At 52.4% G+C, this 24,258-nt stretch carries 22 protein-coding genes and 2 tRNA genes; 17 read left to right on the forward strand and 7 right to left on the reverse strand.

Annotated features, from left to right (window positions below; all coding sequences use genetic code 11):
* Positions 1 to 32: 32 nt before the first annotated feature.
* The 4 genes from fabI to FCS97_RS10745 form a co-directional block, all read right to left on the reverse strand.
* The gene (gene fabI, locus FCS97_RS10730; RefSeq protein ID WP_138518427.1) at positions 33 to 818 is read right to left on the reverse strand and encodes an enoyl-ACP reductase FabI; all 786 of its coding nucleotides are present in this window, start codon (positions 816 to 818) and stop codon (positions 33 to 35) included.
* Positions 819 to 893: 75 nt separating this feature from the next.
* On the reverse strand, positions 894 to 2,033 hold the full coding sequence (locus FCS97_RS10735; protein ID WP_138518428.1) for a glycosyltransferase family 4 protein: 1,140 nt from the start codon (positions 2,031 to 2,033) through the stop codon (positions 894 to 896).
* Positions 2,034 to 2,039: 6 nt separating this feature from the next.
* Positions 2,040 to 2,969, reverse strand: coding sequence for a UDP-2,3-diacylglucosamine diphosphatase (locus FCS97_RS10740; protein ID WP_138518429.1), 930 nt, complete (start codon positions 2,967 to 2,969; stop codon positions 2,040 to 2,042).
* A 120-nt stretch (positions 2,970 to 3,089) separates the two neighbouring features.
* Positions 3,090 to 3,359, reverse strand: coding sequence for a hypothetical protein (locus FCS97_RS10745; protein ID WP_008249951.1), 270 nt, complete (start codon positions 3,357 to 3,359; stop codon positions 3,090 to 3,092).
* A 128-nt stretch (positions 3,360 to 3,487) separates the two neighbouring features.
* Here FCS97_RS10745 and FCS97_RS10750 point away from each other — a divergent pair.
* The 11 genes from FCS97_RS10750 (at position 3,488) to FCS97_RS10800 (ending at position 13,112) form a co-directional block, all read left to right on the forward strand.
* A tRNA-Val gene (locus FCS97_RS10750) sits at positions 3,488 to 3,564 on the forward strand.
* A gap of 123 nt (positions 3,565 to 3,687) precedes the next feature.
* Positions 3,688 to 5,595, forward strand: a complete 1,908-nt coding sequence (thrS, locus tag FCS97_RS10755; protein WP_138518430.1) for a threonine--tRNA ligase — start codon at positions 3,688 to 3,690, stop codon at positions 5,593 to 5,595.
* 30 nt (positions 5,596 to 5,625) lie between these two features.
* Positions 5,626 to 6,147 carry a translation initiation factor IF-3 gene (infC, locus tag FCS97_RS10760; RefSeq protein WP_083797136.1) on the forward strand — a complete coding sequence of 174 codons (522 nt, stop codon included), beginning with the start codon at positions 5,626 to 5,628 and terminating at the stop codon, positions 6,145 to 6,147.
* Positions 6,148 to 6,316: 169 nt separating this feature from the next.
* Positions 6,317 to 6,514, forward strand: coding sequence for a 50S ribosomal protein L35 (gene rpmI, locus FCS97_RS10765; protein ID WP_105029855.1), 198 nt, complete (start codon positions 6,317 to 6,319; stop codon positions 6,512 to 6,514).
* Positions 6,515 to 6,530: 16 nt separating this feature from the next.
* Positions 6,531 to 6,887, forward strand: coding sequence for a 50S ribosomal protein L20 (gene rplT, locus FCS97_RS10770; RefSeq protein WP_008249959.1), 357 nt, complete (start codon positions 6,531 to 6,533; stop codon positions 6,885 to 6,887).
* Between the two features lie 219 nt (positions 6,888 to 7,106).
* Positions 7,107 to 8,069: a phenylalanine--tRNA ligase subunit alpha gene (gene pheS, locus FCS97_RS10775; RefSeq protein WP_369745970.1), complete on the forward strand. Its 963-nt coding sequence runs from the start codon at positions 7,107 to 7,109 to the stop codon at positions 8,067 to 8,069.
* A 31-nt stretch (positions 8,070 to 8,100) separates the two neighbouring features.
* Positions 8,101 to 10,533, forward strand: coding sequence for a phenylalanine--tRNA ligase subunit beta (gene pheT / locus FCS97_RS10780; protein ID WP_138518431.1), 2,433 nt, complete (start codon positions 8,101 to 8,103; stop codon positions 10,531 to 10,533).
* 45 nt (positions 10,534 to 10,578) lie between these two features.
* Complete coding sequence (locus FCS97_RS10785; RefSeq protein ID WP_371717251.1) at positions 10,579 to 10,932, forward strand: integration host factor subunit alpha; 354 nt, start codon at positions 10,579 to 10,581, stop codon at positions 10,930 to 10,932.
* 37 nt (positions 10,933 to 10,969) lie between these two features.
* Entirely contained in the window at positions 10,970 to 11,353 is a 384-nt protein-coding gene (locus FCS97_RS10790; RefSeq protein ID WP_138518433.1) for a MerR family transcriptional regulator, read from the forward strand.
* A 27-nt stretch (positions 11,354 to 11,380) separates the two neighbouring features.
* Positions 11,381 to 11,457, forward strand: a tRNA-Pro gene (locus tag FCS97_RS10795).
* A 308-nt stretch (positions 11,458 to 11,765) separates the two neighbouring features.
* Positions 11,766 to 13,112, forward strand: a complete 1,347-nt coding sequence (locus tag FCS97_RS10800; protein ID WP_138518434.1) for a hypothetical protein — start codon at positions 11,766 to 11,768, stop codon at positions 13,110 to 13,112.
* 609 nt (positions 13,113 to 13,721) lie between these two features.
* Here FCS97_RS10800 and FCS97_RS10805 read toward each other — a convergent pair.
* Positions 13,722 to 15,815, reverse strand: coding sequence for a hypothetical protein (locus FCS97_RS10805; RefSeq protein WP_138518435.1), 2,094 nt, complete (start codon positions 15,813 to 15,815; stop codon positions 13,722 to 13,724).
* A gap of 450 nt (positions 15,816 to 16,265) precedes the next feature.
* On the opposite strand from FCS97_RS10805, the gene FCS97_RS10810 reads away from it, so the two are divergent.
* Complete coding sequence (locus FCS97_RS10810) at positions 16,266 to 16,724, forward strand: DUF2778 domain-containing protein (protein WP_138518436.1); 459 nt, start codon at positions 16,266 to 16,268, stop codon at positions 16,722 to 16,724.
* On the forward strand, positions 16,721 to 16,990 hold the full coding sequence (locus FCS97_RS10815) for a hypothetical protein (RefSeq protein WP_138518437.1): 270 nt from the start codon (positions 16,721 to 16,723) through the stop codon (positions 16,988 to 16,990). The genes FCS97_RS10810 and FCS97_RS10815 overlap by 4 nt, the downstream gene beginning before the upstream one ends.
* Positions 16,991 to 16,995: 5 nt before the next feature.
* On the opposite strand, the gene FCS97_RS10820 is transcribed toward FCS97_RS10815, so the two are convergent.
* Positions 16,996 to 17,568, reverse strand: a complete 573-nt coding sequence (locus FCS97_RS10820) for an exopolysaccharide biosynthesis protein (RefSeq protein WP_138518438.1) — start codon at positions 17,566 to 17,568, stop codon at positions 16,996 to 16,998.
* Positions 17,569 to 17,596: 28 nt separating this feature from the next.
* Positions 17,597 to 18,265 carry a TetR/AcrR family transcriptional regulator gene (locus FCS97_RS10825; RefSeq protein ID WP_171035275.1) on the reverse strand — a complete coding sequence of 223 codons (669 nt, stop codon included), beginning with the start codon at positions 18,263 to 18,265 and terminating at the stop codon, positions 17,597 to 17,599.
* Between the two features lie 94 nt (positions 18,266 to 18,359).
* Here FCS97_RS10825 and FCS97_RS10830 point away from each other — a divergent pair, with 94 nt between their 5' ends.
* The 4 genes from FCS97_RS10830 to FCS97_RS10845 are packed head-to-tail and all read left to right on the forward strand — an operon-like array spanning position 18,360 to position 24,235.
* Entirely contained in the window at positions 18,360 to 19,709 is a 1,350-nt protein-coding gene (locus FCS97_RS10830; protein WP_138518440.1) for a GDSL-type esterase/lipase family protein, read from the forward strand.
* A 14-nt stretch (positions 19,710 to 19,723) separates the two neighbouring features.
* On the forward strand, positions 19,724 to 22,039 hold the full coding sequence (locus tag FCS97_RS10835; RefSeq protein WP_171035276.1) for a TIM-barrel domain-containing protein: 2,316 nt from the start codon (positions 19,724 to 19,726) through the stop codon (positions 22,037 to 22,039).
* Between the two features lie 46 nt (positions 22,040 to 22,085).
* Complete coding sequence (locus tag FCS97_RS10840; RefSeq protein ID WP_138518442.1) at positions 22,086 to 23,537, forward strand: ATP-binding protein; 1,452 nt, start codon at positions 22,086 to 22,088, stop codon at positions 23,535 to 23,537.
* Positions 23,534 to 24,235, forward strand: coding sequence for a response regulator (locus tag FCS97_RS10845; protein WP_138518443.1), 702 nt, complete (start codon positions 23,534 to 23,536; stop codon positions 24,233 to 24,235). Before FCS97_RS10840 ends, FCS97_RS10845 begins: the two co-directional genes overlap by 4 nt.
* Positions 24,236 to 24,258 lie beyond the last annotated feature (23 nt).

The following is a 24,258-nucleotide window of genomic DNA, read 5'->3' on the forward strand; positions in this document are numbered from 1 at the left end:
CCTGTGGTGAAACGTTTAAGGAATCACATTCCTTATTCTGCCATGCCGCCTACCACTGTGCTGTAGCCAGCATCCACATAGGTAATTTCGGCGGTAATGCCACGTGCCAAATCAGACAGCATGAAGGCAGCGGTGTTGCCCACATCATCAATGGTCACATTGCGGCGAAGTGGTGCGGCTTCTTCCACAGCATGCAAAATTTTGCTGAAACCTTTGATACCCGCCGCAGCCAGTGTTTTGATGGGGCCAGCTGAAATACCATTCACACGAATGCCCTTGGGGCCCAGCGATTCAGCCAGGTAGCGAACCGATGCTTCCAGCGACGCCTTGGCCAAGCCCATGGTGTTGTAGTTGGGCACCATGCGCACAGAACCCAGGTAGCTAAGTGTGAGCAAGGCACCTTCGCGACCTTGCATCATGGGGTAGGCTGCTTTGGCCAATGCGGGGAAACTGTAGGCAGAAATGTCGTGCGCAATTCTGAAAGCTTCGCGTGAAATACCTTCCAGAAAATCACCTGCAATGGCTTCGCGCGGGGCAAAGCCAATCGCGTGTACCAAACCATCCAGCCCATCCCAGTGTTTGCCAAGCTCCGCAAACAGGTTTTCAATTTGCGCGTCCTCGGCTACATCCAAGGGAAACACCAGTTTGGAATCAAACTCGGCCGCCATGTCGGTCACGCGGTCAATGAAGCGCTCGGTTTGATAAGTGAAGGCTAGTTCTGCGCCCTGCGCGTGGCAGGCCTTGGCAATACCGTAGGCAATTGAACGGTTTGACAGCAGGCCTGTGATCAGAATTTTTTTACCGGCTAGGAATCCCAATTTGTATTGCTCCCGAGAATAGGTTTTGAGTTTTCATTTTGTGCCTATTATAGGCAATTCACAGGGCAATCGACTTCAGGGGCGGTTGGACAAAGGTTTGGGGTTGCCCGGCAGCTTCTTGGGAGCAAGGTTGCCCAGTCCAATTGGGGCCAAATAACCTTGAAACTGCTCAGCACAGTTTTCCCAGGTAAACGTGCTGGCGTGTTTCAGTGGCGCGTTTCGTTCAATTCTCAATGCGGCCATGGCGGCTGTTTTCAGGTTCCAGTCCAGCACGCCAGCACCGGAACTGCCTACTACATCCAGCGGGCCGTTCACGGGGAACGCCGCCACGGGGCAGCCACTGGCCATGGCCTCAAGCAGCACCAATCCAAACGTGTCGGTCAGGCTGGGAAAGACAAACACGTCAGCACGTTTGTACAATTCAGACAAGGCAGCATGGTTCAACATGCCAAACCACTTGGCCTCGGGAAACTGCCTTTGAAGCGCCTTGCGGGCAGGTCCATCACCAGCAATCCACTTCTCGCCGGGCAATTCAAGACTTAAAAAAGCCTCCAGGTTTTTTTCCACAGCCACTCGACCCGCGTACAGAAACACCGGTTTTTCCTCCGTGAATTCATTCAGTCGACGCAGCAGTTCTACTTGTTGCGCGTCATCTTGAGGCAAATCGCGCGGGCTGTAACTTAGGTGCTTGCTGGCGGCCGATTGATCGGGATTGAAGCGTTTCAAATCCACACCCCGTTGCCACAGCACGCAGTTGGATAAACCACGATTTTTCAATGTGGTGATTACTGATTGGGTGGGCACCATGACTGCGCGGGAGGGCTTGTGGAACCACCGCAACAGTGCGGCAGTAAAGCGAATGGGAATGCCCGACCTCGCTTTGACATACTCGGGAAACTGCGTGTGGTACGCCGTGGTAAAGGGCAACTTGCGGCCATGGGCCAGCAAACGCATGGCCAAGCCGATGGGCCCTTCGGTCACAATGTGCACGGCATGCGGTTTAAACTGGTCGAGTTCAGTGCGCAGGCGGGTGAAAGGCCACAGGGCCAAGCGAATTTCAGGGTAGGTGGGGCAAGGAATGGTTTTGAACAAACCAGGGTGAATCACCCGCACGTCGTGGCCGCGGGCAGTGAGCTGTGCCACCACCTGGCTGAGCGTTTGTACCACACCGTTGACTTGTGGTGCCCAGGCATCAGTTGCTATCAGAATTCGCATGGTGGTTCACTCCGCTGCTGTGTGCGCAAGCGCTTTTTGTTTGCGAACCGGCAGGTCACGGTGTGGCCAGTGAACAATGTCCAGTTTGCCGCAAGGGTGTTCAACCAGGGCGGTCAGGCTTTCCACCCAGTCGCCATCGTTGCAGTACAACAAGCCGTCGACTTCTTTAATCTCGGCTTTGTGAATATGGCCACACACAACACCGTCGTAGCCGCGGTGTTTGGCTTCATGTATCAGGGCATGTTCAAATTCGAGAATGAAGTTCACCGCGTTCTTGACCTGCTGCTTCAAGAACTGGGACAGCGACCAGTACGGGTAACCCAGCTTGATTCGAATGTTGTTCAGCATTCGGTTCATGGTCAAAGCGAAGGTGTACAGCGTGTCGCCCAGGTAGGCCAGCCACTTGGCGTAGCGCACCACCTGATCAAATTCATCTCCATGCACTACCCACAAACGTTTGCCGTCTGCAGTGACGTGCACCGCATTTTCCATAATCGGAATATCGCCAAAGGTCATGCCTGCAAACTGGCGCGCGGCTTCATCGTGGTTGCCGGGAATAAACACCACTTGCGTGCCCTTGCGCGCTTTGCGCAACACTTTCTGAATGACATCGTTGTGGCTTTGCGGCCAAAACCAGCTTTTGCGCAATTGCCAGCCGTCAATAATGTCCCCGACCAGGTACAGCGTGTCGCTTTCATTGTGTTTCAGGAAGTGGAGCAGGGCGTCGGCCTGGCAACCGGGCGTGCCCAGGTGAATGTCTGAAATCCAGATGGTGCGGTATTTGTTGGAACCTTGTTCCTCTGGGGCGGGGTCAGCCGGGTCAGCGCCCTGAGAAACTGCGGATGCCGCTGCATTGAGGGAATGTTCTTCAGTTGTCGCTTTCGCAAACAGTTGTTCGGCAAGTTGCTGCTTGAAATTCAACTGGTTCGAGCGCATTTTTAATGTCCATGTTCTTGTCATGGCCCCATTAAACGCGCTCGATTTGACTACCTTGTGACAGTTATATGACTCTTTTTTGACAAAAAACCCGAGCCATAAACAGCAATGTGACTGGTTTTATTTTGCTTCCAGGCTTTTCGGCAGCCACCAGGTGAAGCCATACAGCAGGGTTTTTGACACCACTTCCATGGTTGGCAAGTTTTTGCCGCGCAGTCGCAAGAAGGCAATTGGCAATTCCAGCGTGTGCGCCACCAGCAACAAAGCGGCCAGCACCAACAGGAAAGGCATGACCAGGCTAATCAGCAAATAGGCTGGAACCACAATCCAGAAGCCGTTCATGACTTTGCGCATGGATTCAAACGATTGAGGGCTGACTTTAATGGCCATTTGCTTTCCTTGTGGGTGAGGTAGGTCGTGAAAAATTGAATATGACAATAGTTCTTGTCAGAAGTCTTGTCAAGCGCGTTTGGACTTGCCCCCGCAAGCGCACTGGTGTATATTTCGCACTCTTCTTTAGGACCGTAGCTCAGCTGGTTAGAGCGCTGCCTTGACATGGCAGAGGTCGCTGGTTCGATTCCAGTCGGTCCTACCATCAAATTCCCCAAGCTTTTGTAGTCATTCAACAACTTCACAGCCACCTTTGTTGCGTCTAGCCGCTAAAATAGAAGGTTGCTGAAAAACAATCCAAGCTTATACATTCGTAAGGGAAGTACATATGCCAGTTATCCGCCTGCCTGACGGATCCGAACGTGTTTTCGATCACCCCGTGACAGTCGCCCAAGTGGCTGCAAGCATCGGCCCCGGTTTGGCGAAAGCCGCCTTGGCCGGCACGGTAAACGGCACGCTGGTTGATACCTCCTACACCATCGAAAGCGACTCCTCACTTTCTATCGTCACTGAAAAGGACGAGGAAGGGCTGGACATGATTCGCCACTCAACGGCCCACCTGTTGGCCTATGCCGTGAAGGAATTGTTCCCCACAGCGCAGGTCACCATTGGCCCGGTCATTGAAGACGGCTTTTACTACGACTTTTCTTACGAGCGCCCCTTCACCCCTGAAGACCTGGAAGCAATCGAGAAAAAAATGGCTGAACTGGCCAGGCTCGACGAAGTGGTTACCCGCGAAGAGTGGGTGCGCGACGATGCCGTGCAGTTTTTCAAAGACCAAGGCGAGCATTACAAAGCGGAAATTATTGCCAGTATTCCAAGCAACGAGAATATTTCTCTGTACCGCGAAGGCAAGTTCATCGATTTGTGCCGTGGCCCCCACGTGCCCAACACCGGCAAGTTAAAGCATTTCAAACTGATGAAAGTGGCTGGTGCTTACTGGCGCGGCAACTCCAACAATGAAATGTTGCAGCGTATCTACGGCACGGCCTGGACCAAAAAAGAAGACCTGGCCGCTTACCTGCACCGCCTTGAAGAAGCTGAAAAGCGCGACCACCGCAAACTGGGCAAGCAGCTTGATTTGTTCCACATGCAAGACGAAGCGCCAGGCCTGGTGTTTTGGCACCCCAAGGGGTGGGCACTGTGGCAGCAGATTGAGCAGTACATGCGCAAAGTGTATCTGGATGGTGATTACCAGGAAATTCGCTGCCCCCAGATTCTGGACCGCAAGCTGTGGGAAAAGTCGGGTCATTGGGACAACTACAAAGAACACATGTTCACCACCGAATCGGAAAAGCGCGACTACGCCTTAAAGCCGATGAACTGCCCGGGTCACATCGAGGTGTTCAAGAGCGATTTGCGTTCATACCGCGACTTGCCTATGCGCTATGGTGAGTTTGGTGCATGCCACCGCAATGAAACCTCCGGTGCCTTGCACGGCATTATGCGAGTGCGTGGCTTCACGCAAGACGACGGTCACATTTTCTGTACTGAAGACCAGGTTCAAGAAGAAGTTACGCGCTTTAACCAAGTGGCCATGCAGGTGTACGCCGATTTCGGTTTCAATGAAATCAATGTGAAGCTGGCCCTGCGCCCAGAGGCCCGCTTGGGCACAGATGAAACCTGGGACAAAGCCGAAGATTCTCTACGTGCCGCCTTGAAGGCTTGTGGCGTGCAGTGGACCGAGCTGCCGGGCGAGGGTGCCTTTTACGGTCCAAAAATTGAGTACCACATGAAAGACTCGATTGGCCGCTCCTGGCAGTGTGGCACCATCCAGGTGGACTTCCAGTTACCCGGTCGACTGGGTGCTGAATATGTGGCCGAAGACAACAGCCGCCGAGTGCCTGTGATGCTACACCGCGCCATTGTGGGTTCCATGGAACGCTTCATCGGTATCCTGATTGAAAACCATGCAGGCGCCATGCCGCTGTGGTTGTCGCCAGTTCAAGTGGTGGTGGCCACAATTACTGAGGCGCACAATGAATACGCGCACAATGTGGTGCAAATGTTGAAAAAACAAGGCATTAGGGTGGAGGCGGATTTGCGTAATGAAAAGATCAATCGTAAAATCCGTGAGCACACCATGCAGAAAACCCCGTATATCGCTGTAATCGGCGATGCGGAACGTGATGCAAACCAAGTTGCTGTGCGCTTGCGCGGCAACGAAAACCTGGGCTCATTGCCTGTTGATGAATTTGTTCGGCGCCTGCTGAATGAGATCAACAGCAGGGCCTGATTTTATTTAACCAGAAGAAAGAGGCTAGACATCGTAGCAGAAAAGAAAAATCGCATTAACGAGGAAATTCGTATCCCCGAAGTGCGCCTCATTGGAATTGAGGGTGAGCAATTAGGCATCGTTAAAACACCAGACGCGCTGCGGATGGCAGAAGAAGGCGGTGTAGATTTGGTAGAGATTGCACCCCAAGCGGTGCCCCCGGTGGCCAAGCTGATGGATTACGGCAAGTTCCGTTACCAAGAGCAAAAGAAAGCTGCTGAGGCCAAATCCAAACAAAAACAGGTTCAAATCAAGGAAATCAAGTTCCGCCCCGGAACAGACGACGGCGATTACAATGTGAAGTTGCGTAATTTGACCCGTTTTCTGGAAGACGGCGACAAGTGTAAGGTGACATTGCGCTTCCGCGGACGTGAAATGGCTCACCAAGACATTGGTGCCCGCCTTTTGGAGCGTGTTCGCACCGACCTAGAAGAAATTGGTCAGGTAGAACAAATGCCCAAAATGGAAGGCCGCCAAATGGTCATGATGATTGCGCCACGCAAAAAAGCGTAACTTTCCAAAAAGATTGCCAGTATTCGCAAACCCGCGTTATAATCGCGGGCTTGCTGCATTGTGCGTAAAAACACAGCGCAACAAATTGCCCACCAGGTCAGAAAAGTGCTTCGTCGAAGCCACCTGCAAGCAGGTTCAATCAATATTGAACAGTAATAGGAGCACCAAGATGCCCAAGATGAAGACCAAAAAGAGCGCCGCAAAGCGTTTCTTGGTCCGTTCAAGCGGATCGATCAAGCGTGGCCACGCCTTTAAGCGCCACATCCTCACCAAGAAAACGACCAAAAGCAAGCGTCAATTGCGCGGCATGGAAACGATTCACAAATCAGACATCGGTCGCGTTCGCGACATGATGCCTTACGCATAACCGGGAGGAGTGTCAAATGCCTAGAGTAAAACGTGGTGTAACGGCTCGCGCCCGTCACAAAAAAGTTATCGCCCAAGCCAAAGGCTTCCGCGGTCGTCGTAACAATGTATTCCGCGTTGCCAAGCAAGCGGTGATGCGTGCTGGTCAGTACGCATACCGTGACCGTCGCAACAAGAAGCGCGTATTCCGCGCCCTGTGGATCACCCGTATCAACGCAGCAGTGCGTGAACACGGCATGACCTACAGCGTGTTCATCAATGGCTTGAAGAAAGCTGCAATTGGCCTGGACCGCAAGGTGTTGGCTGATTTGGCAGTGACCGACAAAGCAGCATTCGCTGCCATCGTGGGTCAAGTGCGCGCAGCGCAGGCGTAATTCGCCAGCCAAGTCAAATTTTTGTCACAAGTGTTGCCTCTGAGGTTTTTCACTTAAGTTGGCGAAAAGACTAAACAAAACGGAGCTCTCGGGCTCCGTTTTTGTTTTCAGGCGGTACAATTCAGGGCTCTACGCAAAGCCGTTCCAATCTCAAGAAGAATCGACCCAATACCCATGGATGCATCGCTTTTAGCCATTCTTACCGAGGCCGAACAGGCCATGTCATCGGCAACCGACCCGGCCAGTCTTGAAAACATCAAGGCCCAGTTTTTGGGCAAGCAGGGCAAGGTCACCGAGTTGCTCAAAGGCATGGCAGCGCTGTCGCCCGAAGAAAAGAAAACCCGCGGCGCGGAAATCAACCAGCTTAAGCAGCAGGTTGAGGCCGTGTTGAATGCCAAACGCCAGGCGCTGGCCGATGCCGCCATGCAAGCCAAGCTGCAGGCACAGGCCATTGATGTCACCAAGCCTGGTCGCATGCGTGGCACCGGCGGTTTGCACCCAGCCATGCGCACACTAGAGCGCATTGAAGAAATTTTCACCACCATTGGCTTTGATTTGGCCGATGGGCCTGAAATTGAAACCGATTTTCACAACTTCACCGCATTGAACACACCGGAGAATCACCCCGCGCGTTCCATGCACGACACCTTCTACGTTGAAGGCACCGGCGGTAACCTGCTGCGCACGCACACCTCGCCCATGCAGGTGCGCTACATGCAAACCAACAAGCCGCCCATTCGCATTATTGCGCCGGGCCGCGTGTACCGCGTAGACAGCGATGCAACCCATTCGCCCATGTTTCATCAGGTTGAAGGTTTGTGGATCGATGAAGGTGTCAGTTTTGCTGATTTGAAAGCGGTGTTCATGGATTTCCTGAAAACCTTTTTCGAAACCGACGACATCACCATTCGTTTTCGCCCCTCGTTTTTCCCGTTCACTGAACCGTCTGCGGAAATTGACATGGCATTCACCAGTGGCCCCAACAAGGGCAAGTGGCTGGAAATTGCCGGTTGCGGACAGGTGCACCCGAATGTGTTGCGCCATGTGGGCATCGACCCGGAAACCTATACGGGCTTTGCCTTTGGTGTGGGCCCCGACCGTTTGACCATGCTGCGCTATGGCATCAACGATCTGCGCCTGTTCTATGAAAACGACATTCGTTTTCTGCAGCAATTCAATTAAATTTAAATAAACCAGTTTTGGATATTTCAAGATGCAATTCACAGAATCCTGGTTGAAGTCTCTCGTCAACACCCCTTTAAACACGCAAGAGCTGGGCGACAAGCTCACCATGGCGGGTTTGGAGGTTGAAGAACTTGAACCCCTGGCCCCAGAATTTTCTGGCGTGGTGGTGGGTTTGGTTGTTAAAAAAGACAAGCACCCCGATGCCGACCGCTTAAGCGTGTGCCAAGTGCAGGTTGCCGAGGGCGATGTGCGCCAAATTGTGTGCGGTGCCCCCAATGTGGCTGAAGGCCTGAAAGTACCTTGCGCCTTGCCCGGTGCCGAGTTGCCTGGTGGCTTTAAGATCAAGCCCACCAAAATGCGCGGTGTTGAAAGCGGCGGCATGTTGTGTTCCGGCAAAGAATTGGGCGTGCCCAGCGATGTCGATGGCCTTCACATTCTGAGCAGCGACTTCCCCGTGGGTGGCAATGTGCGTGAACTTCTCGGATTAAACGAGATGAAGTTCACCCTGAAAATGACACCCAACCGCGCGGACTGTTTAAGCGTGTGGGGCGTGGCCCGTGAAGTGGCAGCACTGACAGGCGCAGCACTGAACGCACCTTCATTTGCACCTGTGGCCGCAAGCATTGGCGACACACTGAATGTGAAAGTTGAAAACACCGATCTGTGCGGTCGTTTTGCCGGGCGCGTTATTCGTGGTGTGAACAACAATGCAAAAACACCGCAGTGGATGGTTGATCGCCTTGAAGGCGCAGGCCAGCGCAGCTTGAACGCCTTGGTCGATATTTCCAACTACGTGATGCTTGAACTGGGCCGCCCCAGCCATGTGTTCGACCTGGACAAAGTGCAGGGCGACCTTACCGTGCGTTGGGCACGCGACGGCGAGAAGCTGAAGCTGCTCAACGACATGGAAGTAACGCTGAAGCCGCACATGGGCGTGATTTGTGATGCCAATGGCCCCGAAGCGCTGGCTGGCATTATGGGTGGGGACCACACTGCAGTGAACGAAGGCACCACCCATATTTTCGTGGAAGCAGCGTTTTGGCATCCGGATGCGATTGTTGGGCGGGCGCGTGAATTCAATTTTTCATCGGATGCATCGCACCGCTTCGAGCGTGGCGTGGACTTCCAAACAATTCCCGAGCACATTGAGCGCATTACCAGTTTGATTCTTGAAATTTGCGGTGGCCAGGCTGGCCCCGTGGTAGACCAAGTGCTGAACTTGCCTGCACGCAAGCCGGTAACGCTGCGCCATGCGCGTGCTGAAATGGTGATCGGCATGCCATTCACTGTTGAGCAAGTAAACGATGTGTTCACCAAGCTGGGTTTTCAGTTTTCAACCGAGGGGCAGGGCACTGAAACCCGCTACGTGGTCAACCCGCCCAGCTACCGCTTTGACATCAACATTGAAGAAGACTTGATTGAAGAAGTGATCCGCGTAGTGGGCTACGACAGCCTGCCGTTGCGCGCACCCATGGGCAAGCTGAAAATGCTTCCTGCGGCTGAAGGCAAAATTGGCCGCCATGCCATTCGCCGGCAAGTGGCTGCGCTGGGGTATCAAGAGGTGGTTAGCTACAGTTTCACGCCTGAACAATGGGAAGCCGATTTCAATGCCAACACCAACCCGGTTCGCTTGCTGAACCCGATTGCAAGCCATTTGAGCGTAATGCGCTCTACCTTGATTGGCAGCTTGGCTGGCGTGTTGAAACACAACCTGGGCCACCGTGTAGACCGCTTGCGCGTGTTTGAAGTGGCCCGCGTGTTCGAGAAAGACGACAAAGTGCAAGACGGTGCACAGACGGTTGCTGGTTTCAAGCAAACCTGGAAAGTGGGCGGCTTGGCCTATGGTTTGGCCGACCAACTGCAATGGGCTGCTGGCAATAACCGCGCACTCGACTTTTTTGATGTGAAAGGCGACGTGGAGCAACTGCTGCACGGCCGCAAAGTGGATTTTGAAGTATTCGATGCCGCCAACCCCCACCCAGCCTTGCACCCAGGCCGCAGTGCCCGTGTACTGGTGAACAAGCAGCCCATTGGTTTTATCGGTGAACTGCACCCCAAGTTGGCACAAGAATACGATTTGCCCCAAGCGCCTATTGTGTTCGAGTTGCTGCTGGATGGCCTGAATACCCGCAAATTGCCTGCATTCAAAGAGGTGTCCAAGCAACCCGTGGTGGTTCGCGACCTGGCCTTTGTAGTGGATCAGGCGATTGCTGCTGCGCAACTTAAAAAAGCCTTCACGGAAGTGAAAGATGACAACCTTGCATGGCTGAAATCGGTTATCCTTTTTGATGAATTCGTACCGAAAGAAGAAGGTAAGGGTCTGAATCTAAATGAGAAAAGTTTGGCGTTCAGGTTAACCCTCCAGGCTGCGGACCGTAGCCTGACCGATGCAGACATCGAGCCATTGTTAAAGAAAATGATTGAGCAAGCCGGCCAGCGTTGCGCTGCCCGTTTGCGATAAAAAATATTTGGTTAATAGGTAGAACTCACTGTGGATCAATTTGTGTTGAACGACGACCGAAGTAACGAGATGACAGCCCGCTCCGACCGCATGGACCTGATTGAAGACGGTCTGGCATCGGGGTCCTTGACCAAAGCCGAGCTGGCTGAAATGCTGTTTGACAGCTTGGGCTTAAACAAGCGTGAAGCGAAAGATTTCGTCGACGCGTTTTTTGATGAAATTCGCACCACCTTGGAAGGCGGTGACTCGGTCAAATTGTCGGGTTTCGGCAATTTCCAGCTGCGTGACAAACCACAGCGCCCAGGTAGAAACCCAAAAACTGGCGAAGAAATTCCCATTGCAGCGCGTAGAGTGGTAACCTTTCATCCCAGCCAGAAACTTAAAGCTTTGGTTGAATAATTTTCACTAAATTATTTAAGTACAAGCCTATTACTCAATGCAAAAAACCGTAAATCCAGACGGAGCGCCACCCTCAGCCAGCTTGCCACCCATTCCGGCCAAGCGTTACTTCACCATTGGTGAGGTGTCTGAATTGTGTGGCGTTAAAACTCACGTGCTTCGCTATTGGGAGCAAGAATTTACGCAATTGAAGTCGATTACCCGCCGTGGCAATCGACGTTACTACCAGCACCACGAAGTGCTGTTCATTCGTAGAATTCGTGAACTGCTCTATGAACACGGTTTCACCATTAACGGCGCACGCAATCGTTTGGATCAGGAAAAAAATGGCCCAGCCGGCGATGCACCGCTGCCAATTTTGATTGATCGCGAAGTTTTAAAAGAACAATTGCTAAATTTGCGCGAAGCTCTGAAAGCTTAGGCGTTTCTGGGTATAATCCAGCCTTCTCGGAATGTGGCGCAGCCTGGTAGCGCACTTGCATGGGGTGCAAGGGGTCGGAGGTTCGAATCCTCTCATTCCGACCAAAAACTGAAAAAGCCCAAGTGTAAAAGCTTGGGCTTTTTTGTTTTGTGCGTCGTCGTTGTATCTATCCACGCCGTCTGGTTCTTTAAGCTATGCTTGTGGCTTAAATTACTTATTCAGCCCTACCATGCAAGTTGCTGCTCAACCTGATTCAGCAGTCCAACATATTTTTTCTCCTAATCCCCTGCCCAGGCCCCTTAGCGATCCGCTTTACACCTTTCGACCTTTTGTTGCTGTTTTAATTGCGATCAATTTGCTCGTCAGCGCGGGGCTTTTTTTATTAAGCTTTTCGCAAAATGATCAGGTTTCCTTGATTCAGGCTGGCACGGCTTTATTTGCGCCTGCTTTCTTGATTGTGGTGTATGCGCTTGCACTGCCAAAGCAAAGTACCAATGTGTTTTATCTGCGCAGTTTTAAAAAAGATGCCAGCAGTTACAAAGTGCGAGAAATGCTGGAAGTGGCTTTGGGGGCAGACTTCAGGTTGTCTGGCATTCGTGACCCCAAAAAACGTGTGCCACATTTTCTGAAACCGGTTTTGTTGGTGCCCATGATGCTGGCCTATGCAGGCTCAAAGTATTTGAACCTGGAAGCCAAAGAGGACTGGAAGGCGCGCTTGTGGCGCTCGCTGGGCGATGCGCGGGCAGTGGTTCTGGATGTGCGCGACTTGACAGATTTCGTGATGGAAGAAATTGAGTTGGTGTTGACCTGCATGACACCTGAACGAATTTTGTTTGTGGTTCAAAACGAGGAGGAATTGAATCAGCTTCGCCAACACTTTGCCACCAAGAGCGTTGAATTTCCAGTTGGCACCCATGTGGCTGTGTGGAATGAAACACGCAGCGACAATACCCCGAAGTTCATGTTAGCCAGTCAACTTTTTGTGCAACAACTGCCCAAGCCAGCCGCGGGCCTAGCCTTGCAGGCCGCGCCCTTGGTTGCGGATTTTGTAAAAAGCGGACAGGCCCTGCGGCGTGAGAAATTCAATGCCCTGACCCAGTACACGCTTGGCGTGACCCTGTTGGTTGCGCTGTCTTCATTGCATGGTGAAATGGGTTGGCTGGGTGAATGGCCTTTGCTGGGAGTGATACTGGCCATGCTGGTGGTGTTGCAGTTGGTCCTGTTGCCCAAACATTGCGTGGGTGTATTCAAAAAAATTCGCATGGCGCGCAGCTACAACCCGCTTTACCAGCGGATTCTTCGTGTTGATTTGATCAAAGGCCTGGGGCTTGCGCTGTTGCTGCTCGCCATGGCTGGGGGATTGATGTTTGTTGGTCTACGTGAGGTGTATACGGGCTACACGAACAGGGCAGAGCAGTACAGTTTCGATGCGCGGTACCGTGCTCTTGAATTGATCACCATGGGCGCATTTCTTGACGATGCCCCGGCGATTGTGGATGCCGCTACGCTGCTTGATTCCCTGGGGCCTGACTTGAACAACAATTTTAAATTGAACGGAGCCAATCTAGATGTTGTTGGCACACCCGCCAGCGTTTGGGTGGCAGTGCCGCAAACAGTAGAAAAGCAAGCAATTTTGGGTTTTAGTTGGGGTGAGCGGGAAATTGCGCCTGCATGTGCTGCTGAAACGCTGGAAGTGCTGCAAGTGGAATTTAATGGCCAGGGGCCAATTTACCAACGATGTTTGATGAATTTGAGGTAGCTGAGGCACCTTATCGCTGTGTTGGGTAATGCGTTTGGCTTGGGCAGTGTCGTGATCAATTAGCCAGAAAGTAGATTGCTAAAAGAGCCAAGCGTGTTTTGATTTTATTGGTAGCGGAGTTGTGTTTTCTTGCCGATGAACATATGTGCGCGGCAGCCTGCACGTTTGGAGCCAAAGCTTCGCGTGGCTTGTTTGTACGAGTCCGTTGAGATCCGATAGGGAACTGGTAAGAATTTTTTCATTGATAATTTTTTGTGAAAAGATTGATGATTAAAGATGTGTCTAAAGATGTCAAAAATGAGTCTGGCTCTGAGGGACGGGGACAGGGACAGGGATAGGGCTTGATGTTGGTTTTGATGGCTGGTTTTCGGCCGGAGCTGACATTCAAGGCAAGTTGAGTAATTGGCTGGTTTTCGGCTGAAGCAGTCACAATGCTGCTTTGTTAGCATGGCCGATCGGCCGAGAGCAGAAATTCGTCATCATCAGAGAGCGGTAACTTGAACGGCTGCTACGCCTCTGAAACCTACCAGAATACCAATTCACACTGATCTGCAAACCGGTCAACAAGACATACTCAGCCTCGGTCCCCGATCTCGACCAGCGCCAACGTTAAGAAGGTTGACCTTGGCTATACGTCCTCTGTTGATGAAAGTACTCCAGGAGCACATTGAAGGTCGAGAACGTCATGTGAGTGGATATCCTCGTCCTCACCTCGGCCAGTGATTGCACGCTGTTCAATAGGACGTCGAGCTGGGCCACGCTCGCGGAAGCGGCATTGAGAGGATGGGCGTTGATGTGTTGGCCTGCCGCCTCCAGCAGGCGTGTCTCTTCCTGAAACAAGCGCAAATTGGTGTTGAATTCCTCGACTTGCCTTCTTTTTGTATAGCTTGAATCACATGCGAATTGGACCGACAACAAAGCGTTATAGGCGTTCATAAGCATCCATCGATCCTGGAGCGCGCCGTGGTCCAACAGAGTCACAGTGAGGCGTGTGATGTGCCGGTCTCGAAATTCCAGCAGCGTCCCGTCGCGGAAATGTATCGCGCCGGAACTCCGCAAAATACGCTCATGTCTGAGTGCCTGAGCTTGAGACGCAAATAAGCCACCCGCAAAATCGAGTAACGCATCGCCCTGCGTGCCTGTCATGGCGCCCCGGGTCAGCGCCTTCGCTTTGCACTCGACAAGGATGATATTTTCCTCATCCTCGAATACGAAATCGCACTCGCCGGCACCTTCTTCACCCAGATCGTAGATCGCGTTCTCGAAGCAAGGTTGAAAGCCGTGCTTGGCGAATAGGTGTTTTGTCAGCCGCTCTGCCGCATCGCCTCTCAGGCAGGAAATTTCCTGATTGGTCTTGTTGGCTCTCCAGGCTGCGAATGTGGCTTCGAATAGAGCTGGGCCCAGCACCGAGGCCGCTGGCAGAACGACACTGTTTCCCTTGAGCAGAATGAGCGGTTTGAAGATTGCGTCTGGACCCTCGGCCCCGAAAGGGGAACGATAGTCTTTATTAGCCTCTCCCTCTCTGTGTGCAAAGAACGGTAACATGGATTTAAAAACTCCCTGGTCGAAGCTGTTTTCAACCAACGGGATCGGTACTACTTGAGTTCCCGGTTTGGCATGAGCTCTAAGAACCTGGGCCAACTGTATCGCATCCGAAACATTCCAGCCGAGCTGCTGCTTCATATCGGCATCGAAGCCGTCGCCGAAAAAACCGGTGAGAAACTGAGGCGTGAAGCTAAGATGCCACTGACGAAGAGAGAAGCAGTGGTCGTAGTGAGCAACCTCTCGAAGTCCATCCTCCAAGGATTGGGCATCCAATCCTAGAAACGCAAATTGTGAATAGGGTTCGAGGTCGAGCATCGCCACGAGATCGCGTGCTAGGCAGACAGCCTTTTCCCAAAAGGACTTGGCATTTCGTTCGTTGGATCCTCGAGCCGGTAGCTTGACGGCAATGTTATAGAGCAGCCCGGTCGGCAACGCTGGGGACCGATAGCCAAGGCCGCTGGCATATTTCCTGCCGAATAGAATTTGTTCATAGGCGTAATCTTGGGTATCAAGGGCCGCCTGCATGATATTCGCCAGCGCATTGAGACAGCCTAGGCGATGGAGGCATTTCCAAATTTCGCCGACGATATTTTCGATACTCTCAGCCCTAAGCTGGTATCGGCCTGAGCGGATCGAAAAGGCGTAGCCGAGCCGTTTGATCCGAGTCGCTGCGTCCGCAACCGCTTTCGTGCGAGCATTCGAGAATGGAAATCGCTTGAGGACCGTGAAGGCACGGCCTATGAGCATGGCTTCCAGCCAAGCCGACTCATGGTTGAGTGCGCGCACGAAGGCAGTGACTTGCGGAGAAGGAGAAGTGCCCGGTTGAACGGGTCCAGATGGAATTCTATTACCGTCTGGCTTGGCAACTCCGGGCAGGCAAGCCGCAATGTTGTTGAGCGCCTCGGCAATCGGCTCGCTAACCCTATCTAGCACATCAGCCAAAAAGAAATGATTGGCTAGAGAGCGCACGGTGCCAACTGTTTGGCCAGTATTCTCCAAGACAATCAATAAATCGAAGAGGCGATCCGATGCGTGTTGAAGGCTCTGATAGGCTTTCAAGGCCTCATTCGCTGCGGCTTCATCTGCTATTGGTACGGATGTGATGGAACTCAGAAAAATCGCTCTTAGTTTTTGCACCTGATCGTCCAAGTCCTGCATACGGGTCTCCTTAATGCGCGATATTTTATGATGGGCGATGCCGCAAATTTAAATGAGCATCGCACACTGGCTATAGCTAGGCATATTGAATTAGCAACTCAATAATTTTCTGTCCGTCAGATCGATATAAATATGAGTCTTTCCGTCACGATGACAAAATTGGCTGGTTCGGCAGATCAGTTCGCGTTCAACTACGGCTCAGGACGTCAGCAGTACTCGGAAAGCCGCCATTGCTTTGCCCGATAGGTTAACGTCGGCTGAGGGTCGAAAGCTGTGATTTTTCAGCAATTAACTGAAGTCCACTTCGGCCGAAATTCAGTCATTATTTTTGCTGCACTCGCTCAAATCCCCGCATGAATCAAAAAACTATCCACAAGGTTGTTGAACTCAATCGATGTTCAAGTCACAAAAGAAATTCCACATGCAACTCTTGCCTAACGAGCCTCAACCATGCGTCGTTGTTATTTTGAACTAAACAATCAACCGATGAGTAGTCTTCGTCTAGGGGCCAGTGAATTCCCGGCGTTCTCCGGTCTTGGAGGGCATGTCAATCAGCGATTATCAGTTTGCTTTCATTCTCAAGGGCCCATACCGCCCGGAGAGTATTGTGTGCTTGATAGACAGTCTGGTGGCAAACTAGGGTGGTTGTATGATCTATTTAATGGGCGTAGTGATTGGTTTGCGTTGTACGCAATCGATGAAAATATCGATGATGAAACCTGGTGTGATCAAGTAAAACGTGGCAAGTTTCGATTACATCCTAGGGGGCCAAGCGGCATCAGCGAAGGATGTATTGTGATTGATAAGTTATCTGATTATGTTCATTTAAGAACCATGTTGCGATCAGGGCAATTATTCGAAATTCCAGGGAAAAGCATTTCAGCTTGGGCAAAACTGGTGGTCCGATGAATAGAAAAACTAAATACTTTTTGAGCGTGCTGTGGGTGATGCTTTTCAGTGTAGCGTTTGCTGCAATGTGGCTGCGAACACCCGCGCTATGGTTTATCAATTTACCGCAATCAGTTTGGGAAAGTTTGGCAATTCAGCTGGGCCAAAACTGCTGCGAGAGCACAGCTGATTTGGAAATGCTGGTTGGTTTGGGATTCGGTTTTTTGATTGCTTTGTCTCTACTTCTGATTTTCCTTAGTGTCGCTGGCAGGTATAAAAACAAGTAGTACTTCTAAACCACCCCCACAATTAACCACACCAAAACCCCCAACACTCCCACACCCACCAGGCCAGTCATAATGCCCGCGATGATCGCTAAACCATCGCGCGCCATTAACCCGAGCCCAATCAAAATGAGCGCAACTGCGGGGGTGCCGTTGCCACCGGGTATGGGTAGAAAAATAATAAATCCCATCAGGGCAATGAAGGGTACAAGCCAGCCCCTGTGGGCGGGGCTGCTCAGTGCTTCAAGCCGTGGTTTGCACACCAGGTCGGCTTTGGTGTATATCCACGTCAAAATCTTGATCATCCGGGTAGCTGATGTTTTTGACAGTTGAACGCGGCACACCGATTCAGGCAGGCCGTGGCTGCTGTCGTTGATCCACATCATGCGTGCAATTGCCCATATTCCAAATGAGAACAAAAAGCCTGAGAAGGGAATGGGCAGTAGCGTAAGTACTGCGAGAAAAAGCAGAAGTGCGCCATGGGCGGATTCGCCGTGCATGTCGGCTAGAAAACGCACGGAAACTTTGTCGTCGTGAGGGTGTGCAACTGCCAGTTTCAGGCGCAGAAGTAATTCGTTCATGCGGCAGTATACCTGCGATGTATTGCACTCAAATGTAGCCTTTCACGCCGAGTTCGCGGCCCATGCCGCCAAACACGCGCTCGGTGCCGTCCACCAGTTCCTTGACTGGTTGTTTGAAGTCGGTGGCTATCAAGCTTTGGCACAAATGAATAATTACACCCACAGCGCTTTTGGCCATTACACGCAGCACTTTGTCGGGCACTTTGGGGTCGCTTAAAAACGGCCGGGTAAATTGCAGCATCAGATCGACAAACGCATCGTAACGCTCACCGTACATTTCGCCCAGTTGGCCACGCACGGTCATGGCTTCAATCAAAATTAGCCGCGCTTTAACAGGGTTGCGCTGTACAAAGCCAAAGCTTTCCTCAAGCCCGGCGCGGACCAGTTTGCGGGCGTCCATGAGGTGGGGGGCCACTGCCGCCAAAATGGATTGCATGTAGTCTCGCGTGGCTGATTCATAGGCAGCAGTCAACAGGGCTTCGCGGCTGGGAAAGGTTTGGTAGAAGTAACGTTTGGTCAGGCCTGCCTCTGCACAAATGGCATCAATGCTTACGGCCGCAAAACCTTGCGTGCCAAACAATTCAACGGCAGCTTCCACCAATGCGCGTTTGCGTGCAGCCTGCCTTTCCTCGGCGGATTTGCCACCATAGCTGCGAAGTGTGGCTGGCTGGGGCAGGGTTTGATTGGGTTCAGTCACGGTTTTTTGCATATTTTTAAAATATTTGACACGAAATCGTATCACATTTATTCTGATACGCAATCGTGTCAAATTTTCCAATTCCTGCCTTTTTATGAATATTCCATTCACGCGTGTTGTGGGCCTGGCCTGTGCCCTGTTGCTGGCAGCCTGTGGTGGTCAGCAGGGCGGTGACACCGACAGCTCTGCCATGGTGCGTGCAAGTAGTGCCAACTTTTGCACATCCATTCAGGGCAACACAGTGCAGGACCGCGCGGTTACCTCATGGAAAACTGCACCCGGCGACGCGCTGATTACGCACCCCATCAGCTTTTTGACGGTGCGGCAATCGTTTGCACCGCACTGGGCGGGTAATGTGGTGCGCTTGCGTTTAAGCAACAGGTACTCAAGCCTTCCAGTTACTTTTAGCAATATTCATTTGGCTGAGGAAGCCGCACCGGGCAGTGCCGATATGGTTCCAAATACGCAATGTTTACTCACCTTCAATGGCCAGCCCAGCGAAACTTTACAGGCCGGTGAAACGGTGGTGAGCGACTGGATGGTGTACCCGGTGCAAGCATTTAAACGCTTGGGGGTCAGTTTTTACGCACCGGGCCTTACGCCACAGGTAACCCGCCATTTGAATGCGAATGAAGTGCTGTACCTGAGCCTGCCCGGCGACCATGCGGCCAGTGCAGATGGCAGCGTGTTTGTGGCGGCGCCTGAAGGTTACACCGCCAATTTTTTGGTGATTGAAGCACTGGAGGTGCTTGCGCAACCCGAGGTTAGCACAGTGGTTGCGGTGGGCGATTCCATCACCGATGGGTCAGATTCAACGACAGCATTTTTAAGCGGAAGAAGTTCGCCACTGGTGGCCACCGACCAACGTTATCCCAATCACTTGCAGCGCCGCTTCAACAATGCTGGCATGCCTTTTACCGTGGCCAATGCAGGCATTGGTGGCAACGAGTTGTTGCGTGATGGCTGGTTGCCCCAGTTTGGCAAATCACTGCTTGCCCGTTTCGATGCCGATGTACTGCAAACCCAGGGTGTAAGCCATGTGTTGGTGATGATAGGCACCAACGATTTCGGAAACCCCAAGCCGGGGCAAGCACCCACATCTGAAGTATTGATTACCGGGTACAAAGAGTTGATTGCAAAAGCCCGGAATGCAGGCTTGAAAATTATTCTGGGCACGATACCGCCTGCGCAAGGAACAGTGACAGAGTTGGTGCCTGTATTGCACGGTACTGATGCCGCAAAACGTTCTCGTGATGAAGCCAATGCCTGGATACGCAGTCAACATTTGAGTGACGGTGTGGTGGATTTTGAGAAGTGTCTGGAAGACAAAAACCGTGCGGGTTTTTTGGCTGCGGAATACAACAGTGGTGACAACCTGCACCCCAACCCGGCAGGTTATGCCGCAATGGCGGACTGCGTGAATTTGAATCTATTCAGAAATTGATTTGAGGGATGGGCATGAACACTTTGTTTAAACGCAGTATCCACTTTGCATTGCCTTTGTTGATGGTTGCAACAGCAGGCCTGCTCAATGGCTGTTTGGGCAGCAGCGACAGCACAACGGCGGCCAATGCTGCACGCACGTCCCCCAGCGCTGTACAAGCCGCGCAGGTAGAGATGGGCGAGCAAACCATCGCCATGCGCAATGCCAATGGCAGGGTGGAAGTATTGAAAAACCCGTTGAGGATTCGTTTTTTTAATGCAGCCGACGAGTTGGTGCTTGAGCAGGTGAGTAGCAGTGGTGGTGTGTTTGAACCGGGCTTTGCTGTGGATGAACCGTTGGGCAGCGACTACCTTCCGCGCATGTTGTTGAATGCGCCTTTCAGTTACATGGTGGGCGCTGAAATTGCGCCCCAGTTGCGGGCCACGCCATGGGTGGGCAACTACCTGACACAGGCTTTGGTGGGTTTGCAGTACCACGGCACCGAAGTGTTGGAGGCCAACAAAACCGCAACCGGTGTGGCATTGACAATTGCCACCAACGACCCGACGGGGCGTGTGATTGATGTGGAAATGGCGCCTGCAGACAACAACAGTTTTGAAGTGCGCATGGCAGTAAAGCCAGCTTCGGGTGTGGTAATGGTGGCTGACAGTTTTGTATTGCAGCTAGAGGAATCGTTTTACGGTTTTGGTGGGCGGCACAACGCTGTAAACCAGCGCGGCAACTTGCTCACCAATTTTATTCAGGCACAAAATATTGGCGCAGGCCCCTTGGCACCTGTGGCCAATTTGGCTTCCGGGCAGGGTGAGGGCTATATGTTCCCTTCCGGGCCTGATGCTGCGTACTACATTTCCACAGCATTTGCGTCTACGGGCGGATATGGCTTCATGCTGGACAGCACACGGCCTTCACGCTACGACTTGGGCGCATCAAATACTGATGCATGGCAGGTGAATGTGTCGGGCAGCGAGATGACTTACCTGCTGGTACCCGGCACAGAGAAAAAAGCATTGCAAGGTTTGTCGGGTTTGCAGGGACGCCACCGAGTGCCGATGCAAGCTGACCTAGGTCCAACTCTGTCACGTGCAGTGCGGGTGCTGTCTGCTGAGGCGGATGACGCCACCAGTTACGAGGCTAAAATTTGGGACGACATTGCGAAGATGGATGCTTTCAAATTGCCTGTGAAAGGTTATGTGTTTGAAGGTTGGGAAATTTTGCAACGCGAGACCAGCAAAACAGTCATCAAGGCATTGCATGACAGAAACATACGCGCGTATTTGTACATTCGAAATTATGTGGGTATTGATGTGGCCAACACCGAGAGGCCTGAAACCTTCACTGAAGCTTTGCAAGAGGGGTATGTGGTGAATGATGCTGCCGGTTTGCCCTACCTGTTTGGCACGCCCTTTGGCGGGCTGGGTGCTGCCATCGACTTCACCAACCCTGAGGCGGTTGCTTGGTGGGAAGGTCGCATTCGAGAGATGCTGGAAGAGCTTGGGGCCGACGGGTTTATGCAGGATTTTGGCGAACACATTGCGCTGGACATGCATTTTTTTGACGGCAGCACAGGCGCGACCATGCACAACCATTACCCGACCGTGTTTCACCAAACCACCCGAAAAATCATCGATGACATTGAAAGTAAAACCGGGCGACACATTTTTTTCTGGACCCGTGCCGGGTATTCGGGGCGGCAGGGCAGTTCGGGGTTTGAGTCATCGAATTTTCCCGGTGATGAAACCAGCGATTGGTCCCGCGCCTCGGGCATCGCCTCATTGACCACAGACATGTTGAGTCGTGGTGCGACAGGTTCGTACGGCTACAACACCGACATTGGTGGCTACTTTGACTTTCACACAGGCCCGGCCAGCGCTGAGCTTTACACACGCTGGTCATTCTGGGCAGCGTTGTCGCCTGTGTTCAGGGTGCATAACTCTTCCAGCAACGGCGTGCGCATGCCCTGGTTTTATGGCGAAGAAACTTTGGAACACTGGCGCAAGGCGGCCGAGCTGCATTTGAAAGCGGCACCACTGATCATCAAGCTGTGGCAAGAGGCACAAACCACGGGTGTACCGCCTGTTCGGGGTTTGTGGGTGGAGTATCCCAAGGATGAACGCGCCCGGCAGGAAGACCAGCAATGGATGTTGGGCCCGGATGTATTAGTGGCCCCGGTGGTAGAGCAGGGGGCTAGAAGCCGCAACGTTTATGTACCAAAAGGTTGCTGGAAGCATGTGGATACCGGTGTGCAGTACGAAGGGCCGCGAGATGTGACGGTGCCAGCGCCGATTGATTCGCTGCCCTATTTTTTCCGTTGTGGAAGCAATCCGTTTTAAATGATCACTTGATTTTCGCAAGCATGCGCCGGTATAAACTGGGCAAATGCGACTTAACTCTTTGATATTCAGAATGTGGGGCTTTGGCCTGTGGGCTGCACTCATGCTTGTGCTGGCGTATCCGCACGATTGGGTCACGCTTGCGAATGCGCCCGTGGTGCTGGTTCTGGTGTCCTCCATTTATTCCCTGTTATTGCCTTTGGCGCTTTCGCTGGCACTCAGCGCGCTTGCGGTGCTCATGTTCAACTACCAAATGGTGCCCCCCGTGCACACATTTCATGTTGACCTTCATGAGCATGGCATTTTGCTGATCACGATGATGGGCGTGTCGTGGCTAATTACCTATTTGTTGCGGCGGCAAAAGCAAATTGCAGCGCTTGAACGGCAACAGGCACAGCGCACCTTGCAGCTGATGCAGTGGAGTGAAACGCTGCGTGAGGTCGACAAGCCGGAACAACTTCTTTCAGATTTACAGCAGTTGTTGTTTGGCATGGCCGAGGGTTGTGCACAAGTGGTGGTTGGTTTTGCTGCGACCGAGGTTGACTCACTGAATGCTGCACAAATCAAGGCGTTCAATGCCTGCCTGAAGGAGAACAAGGCGCTGGGGAAAAGCACCGGGCGTTACGACAACCTTGAAGACCTTTACCTGCCCATGCGTGGCAAATCGAAGGCCTATGGTGTGTGCGTCTGCGTGGGTGGTGATGTTGATTTTAACCAGACCTTGTGGGTGCGGGACGCACAGGCCCTGTTGGACCAAATGGGTTTGGCCTGTGAGCGTCGCGACAATGTGTTGCGTGCCCAAAGTGCACGTGAATCGGCGCAAACCCAGAAAACCCGAAGCTTGTTTTTAACATCGATTGCGCACGATCAGCGCACACCGCTCGCCAGCATCATGACTTCCGCCTCGGCGATACTGGAACAAACTGACCGTTTGAGCAAAGATGAAATTCGACATTACGCTGAGTTGATTCAAGAGGAATCGCAGCAGGTGGCACGCCTGACCGACAACACGTTGACGCTGGCACGGCTGAGTGGTGAACAGGTACAGGTGCCCATGCAACTGGAATCGGTGGAAGACATGGTAGCGGCCGTGTTGCAGCGCCTGAGGAAACGCAAGACCCTGTATTTGCCCACCGTGAAAGTGGATGCTGGCTTGCCCTTGGTGAATTGCAATATGGTGCTGGTGGAGCAGGTGTTGGACAATTTGATTGACAATGCCATGAAACATTCGGGTGCTCCTGGTTCAGTTGAACTGCTTGTGTTGCAACAGCAGAATGAGGTGGTGTTTCAAGTGGCAGACCGTGGCCAAGGCATGCAGGGTCAACACAAATTGCAGGGTGATGAATCCCGTGGTTTGGGCATAGGCTTGCAGCTTTGCCATGCCGTGGCGCAGGTTCATTCAGGTCGTTTGAATTTTTCCTCGCCAGCAAATTCAGGTCAGGGCGTTTTGGCTACTTTTGCGTTGCCCCTGGCCGCTGTGCAGGAACAACACGCATGAGCATTCGTATTTTATTGATTGAAGACGACCGCGAGCTGGGCAAGGCGTTGCGCAACACCTTGAGCACGGAGGGGCATTCAGTGGCCACGGCGGCCAGTTTGTCTGAAGCCAAGGCCTTGTTGGCCAATCAGCCCGATGGGCAAACTTTTGATTTGTATTTGCTTGATTTGGGTTTGCCCGATGGCGATGGCAAAAGCTTTCTGCAACTAGCCCGCAAGGCAGGCAGTGCGCCCGTGATTGTGATTTCAGCCCGCCCGCATGAAGACAGCAAAATTGAATTGCTGGATGCTGGTGCCGATGATTACCTGGTGAAGCCCTTCAGTGTGGGCGAGTTGTTGGCGCGCATTCGCGTGGCCTTGCGCCACCGTGGCAATTTGGCGCAACCAGCCACTTTGCAGTATCAGCGCGATGGTTTGAATATTGACCTGGTGAAGCGTGAAGTGTTGTTGCAAGGTCAAGGTGTCAAGTTAACGCCGACTGAGTACGAGTTGCTGGCCCGGCTTGTTCGTAGCGCCGGGCAGGCGGTAAGCCACCGACAACTGCTGGCGGATGTATGGGGTGCTGAGTACCTGGAGCACACCCAGTACACACGTTTGTATGTTGGCCAGTTGCGCGCGAAAATTGAGAACAATCCGGCAGATCCACACTTTATTTTGACTGAAACCGGTGTTGGCTATCGTATGTTGGCCAGCGAATAAGTTTCCTTATAACTTCCTAATAT

It is taken from the genome of Limnobacter alexandrii (assembly GCF_005871185.1).
GTDB lineage: Bacteria > Pseudomonadota > Gammaproteobacteria > Burkholderiales > Burkholderiaceae_B > Limnobacter > Limnobacter alexandrii.

What these genes read in the sequence shown, in the direction of transcription:
- FCS97_RS10735 (WP_138518428.1), bottom strand. Translation starts at nt 2,033, where the DNA reads ATGCGAATTCTGATAGCAACTGATGCCTGGGCACCACAAGTCAACGGT.
- FCS97_RS10740 (WP_138518429.1), bottom strand. Translation starts at nt 2,969, where the DNA reads ATGCGCTCGAACCAGTTGAATTTCAAGCAGCAACTTGCCGAACAACTG.
- FCS97_RS10745 (WP_008249951.1), bottom strand. Translation starts at nt 3,359, where the DNA reads ATGGCCATTAAAGTCAGCCCTCAATCGTTTGAATCCATGCGCAAAGTC.
- thrS (WP_138518430.1), top strand. Translation starts at nt 3,688, where the DNA reads ATGCCAGTTATCCGCCTGCCTGACGGATCCGAACGTGTTTTCGATCAC.
- rpmI (WP_105029855.1), top strand. Translation starts at nt 6,317, where the DNA reads ATGCCCAAGATGAAGACCAAAAAGAGCGCCGCAAAGCGTTTCTTGGTC.
- rplT (WP_008249959.1), top strand. Translation starts at nt 6,531, where the DNA reads ATGCCTAGAGTAAAACGTGGTGTAACGGCTCGCGCCCGTCACAAAAAA.
- pheS (WP_369745970.1), top strand. Translation starts at nt 7,107, where the DNA reads ATGTCATCGGCAACCGACCCGGCCAGTCTTGAAAACATCAAGGCCCAG.
- pheT (WP_138518431.1), top strand. Translation starts at nt 8,101, where the DNA reads ATGCAATTCACAGAATCCTGGTTGAAGTCTCTCGTCAACACCCCTTTA.
- FCS97_RS10790 (WP_138518433.1), top strand. Translation starts at nt 10,970, where the DNA reads ATGCAAAAAACCGTAAATCCAGACGGAGCGCCACCCTCAGCCAGCTTG.
- FCS97_RS10805 (WP_138518435.1), bottom strand. Translation starts at nt 15,815, where the DNA reads ATGCAGGACTTGGACGATCAGGTGCAAAAACTAAGAGCGATTTTTCTG.
- FCS97_RS10810 (WP_138518436.1), top strand. Translation starts at nt 16,266, where the DNA reads ATGCGTCGTTGTTATTTTGAACTAAACAATCAACCGATGAGTAGTCTT.
- FCS97_RS10815 (WP_138518437.1), top strand. Translation starts at nt 16,721, where the DNA reads ATGAATAGAAAAACTAAATACTTTTTGAGCGTGCTGTGGGTGATGCTT.
- FCS97_RS10820 (WP_138518438.1), bottom strand. Translation starts at nt 17,568, where the DNA reads ATGAACGAATTACTTCTGCGCCTGAAACTGGCAGTTGCACACCCTCAC.
- FCS97_RS10830 (WP_138518440.1), top strand. Translation starts at nt 18,360, where the DNA reads ATGAATATTCCATTCACGCGTGTTGTGGGCCTGGCCTGTGCCCTGTTG.
- FCS97_RS10835 (WP_171035276.1), top strand. Translation starts at nt 19,724, where the DNA reads ATGAACACTTTGTTTAAACGCAGTATCCACTTTGCATTGCCTTTGTTG.
- FCS97_RS10840 (WP_138518442.1), top strand. Translation starts at nt 22,086, where the DNA reads ATGCGACTTAACTCTTTGATATTCAGAATGTGGGGCTTTGGCCTGTGG.
- FCS97_RS10845 (WP_138518443.1), top strand. Translation starts at nt 23,534, where the DNA reads ATGAGCATTCGTATTTTATTGATTGAAGACGACCGCGAGCTGGGCAAG.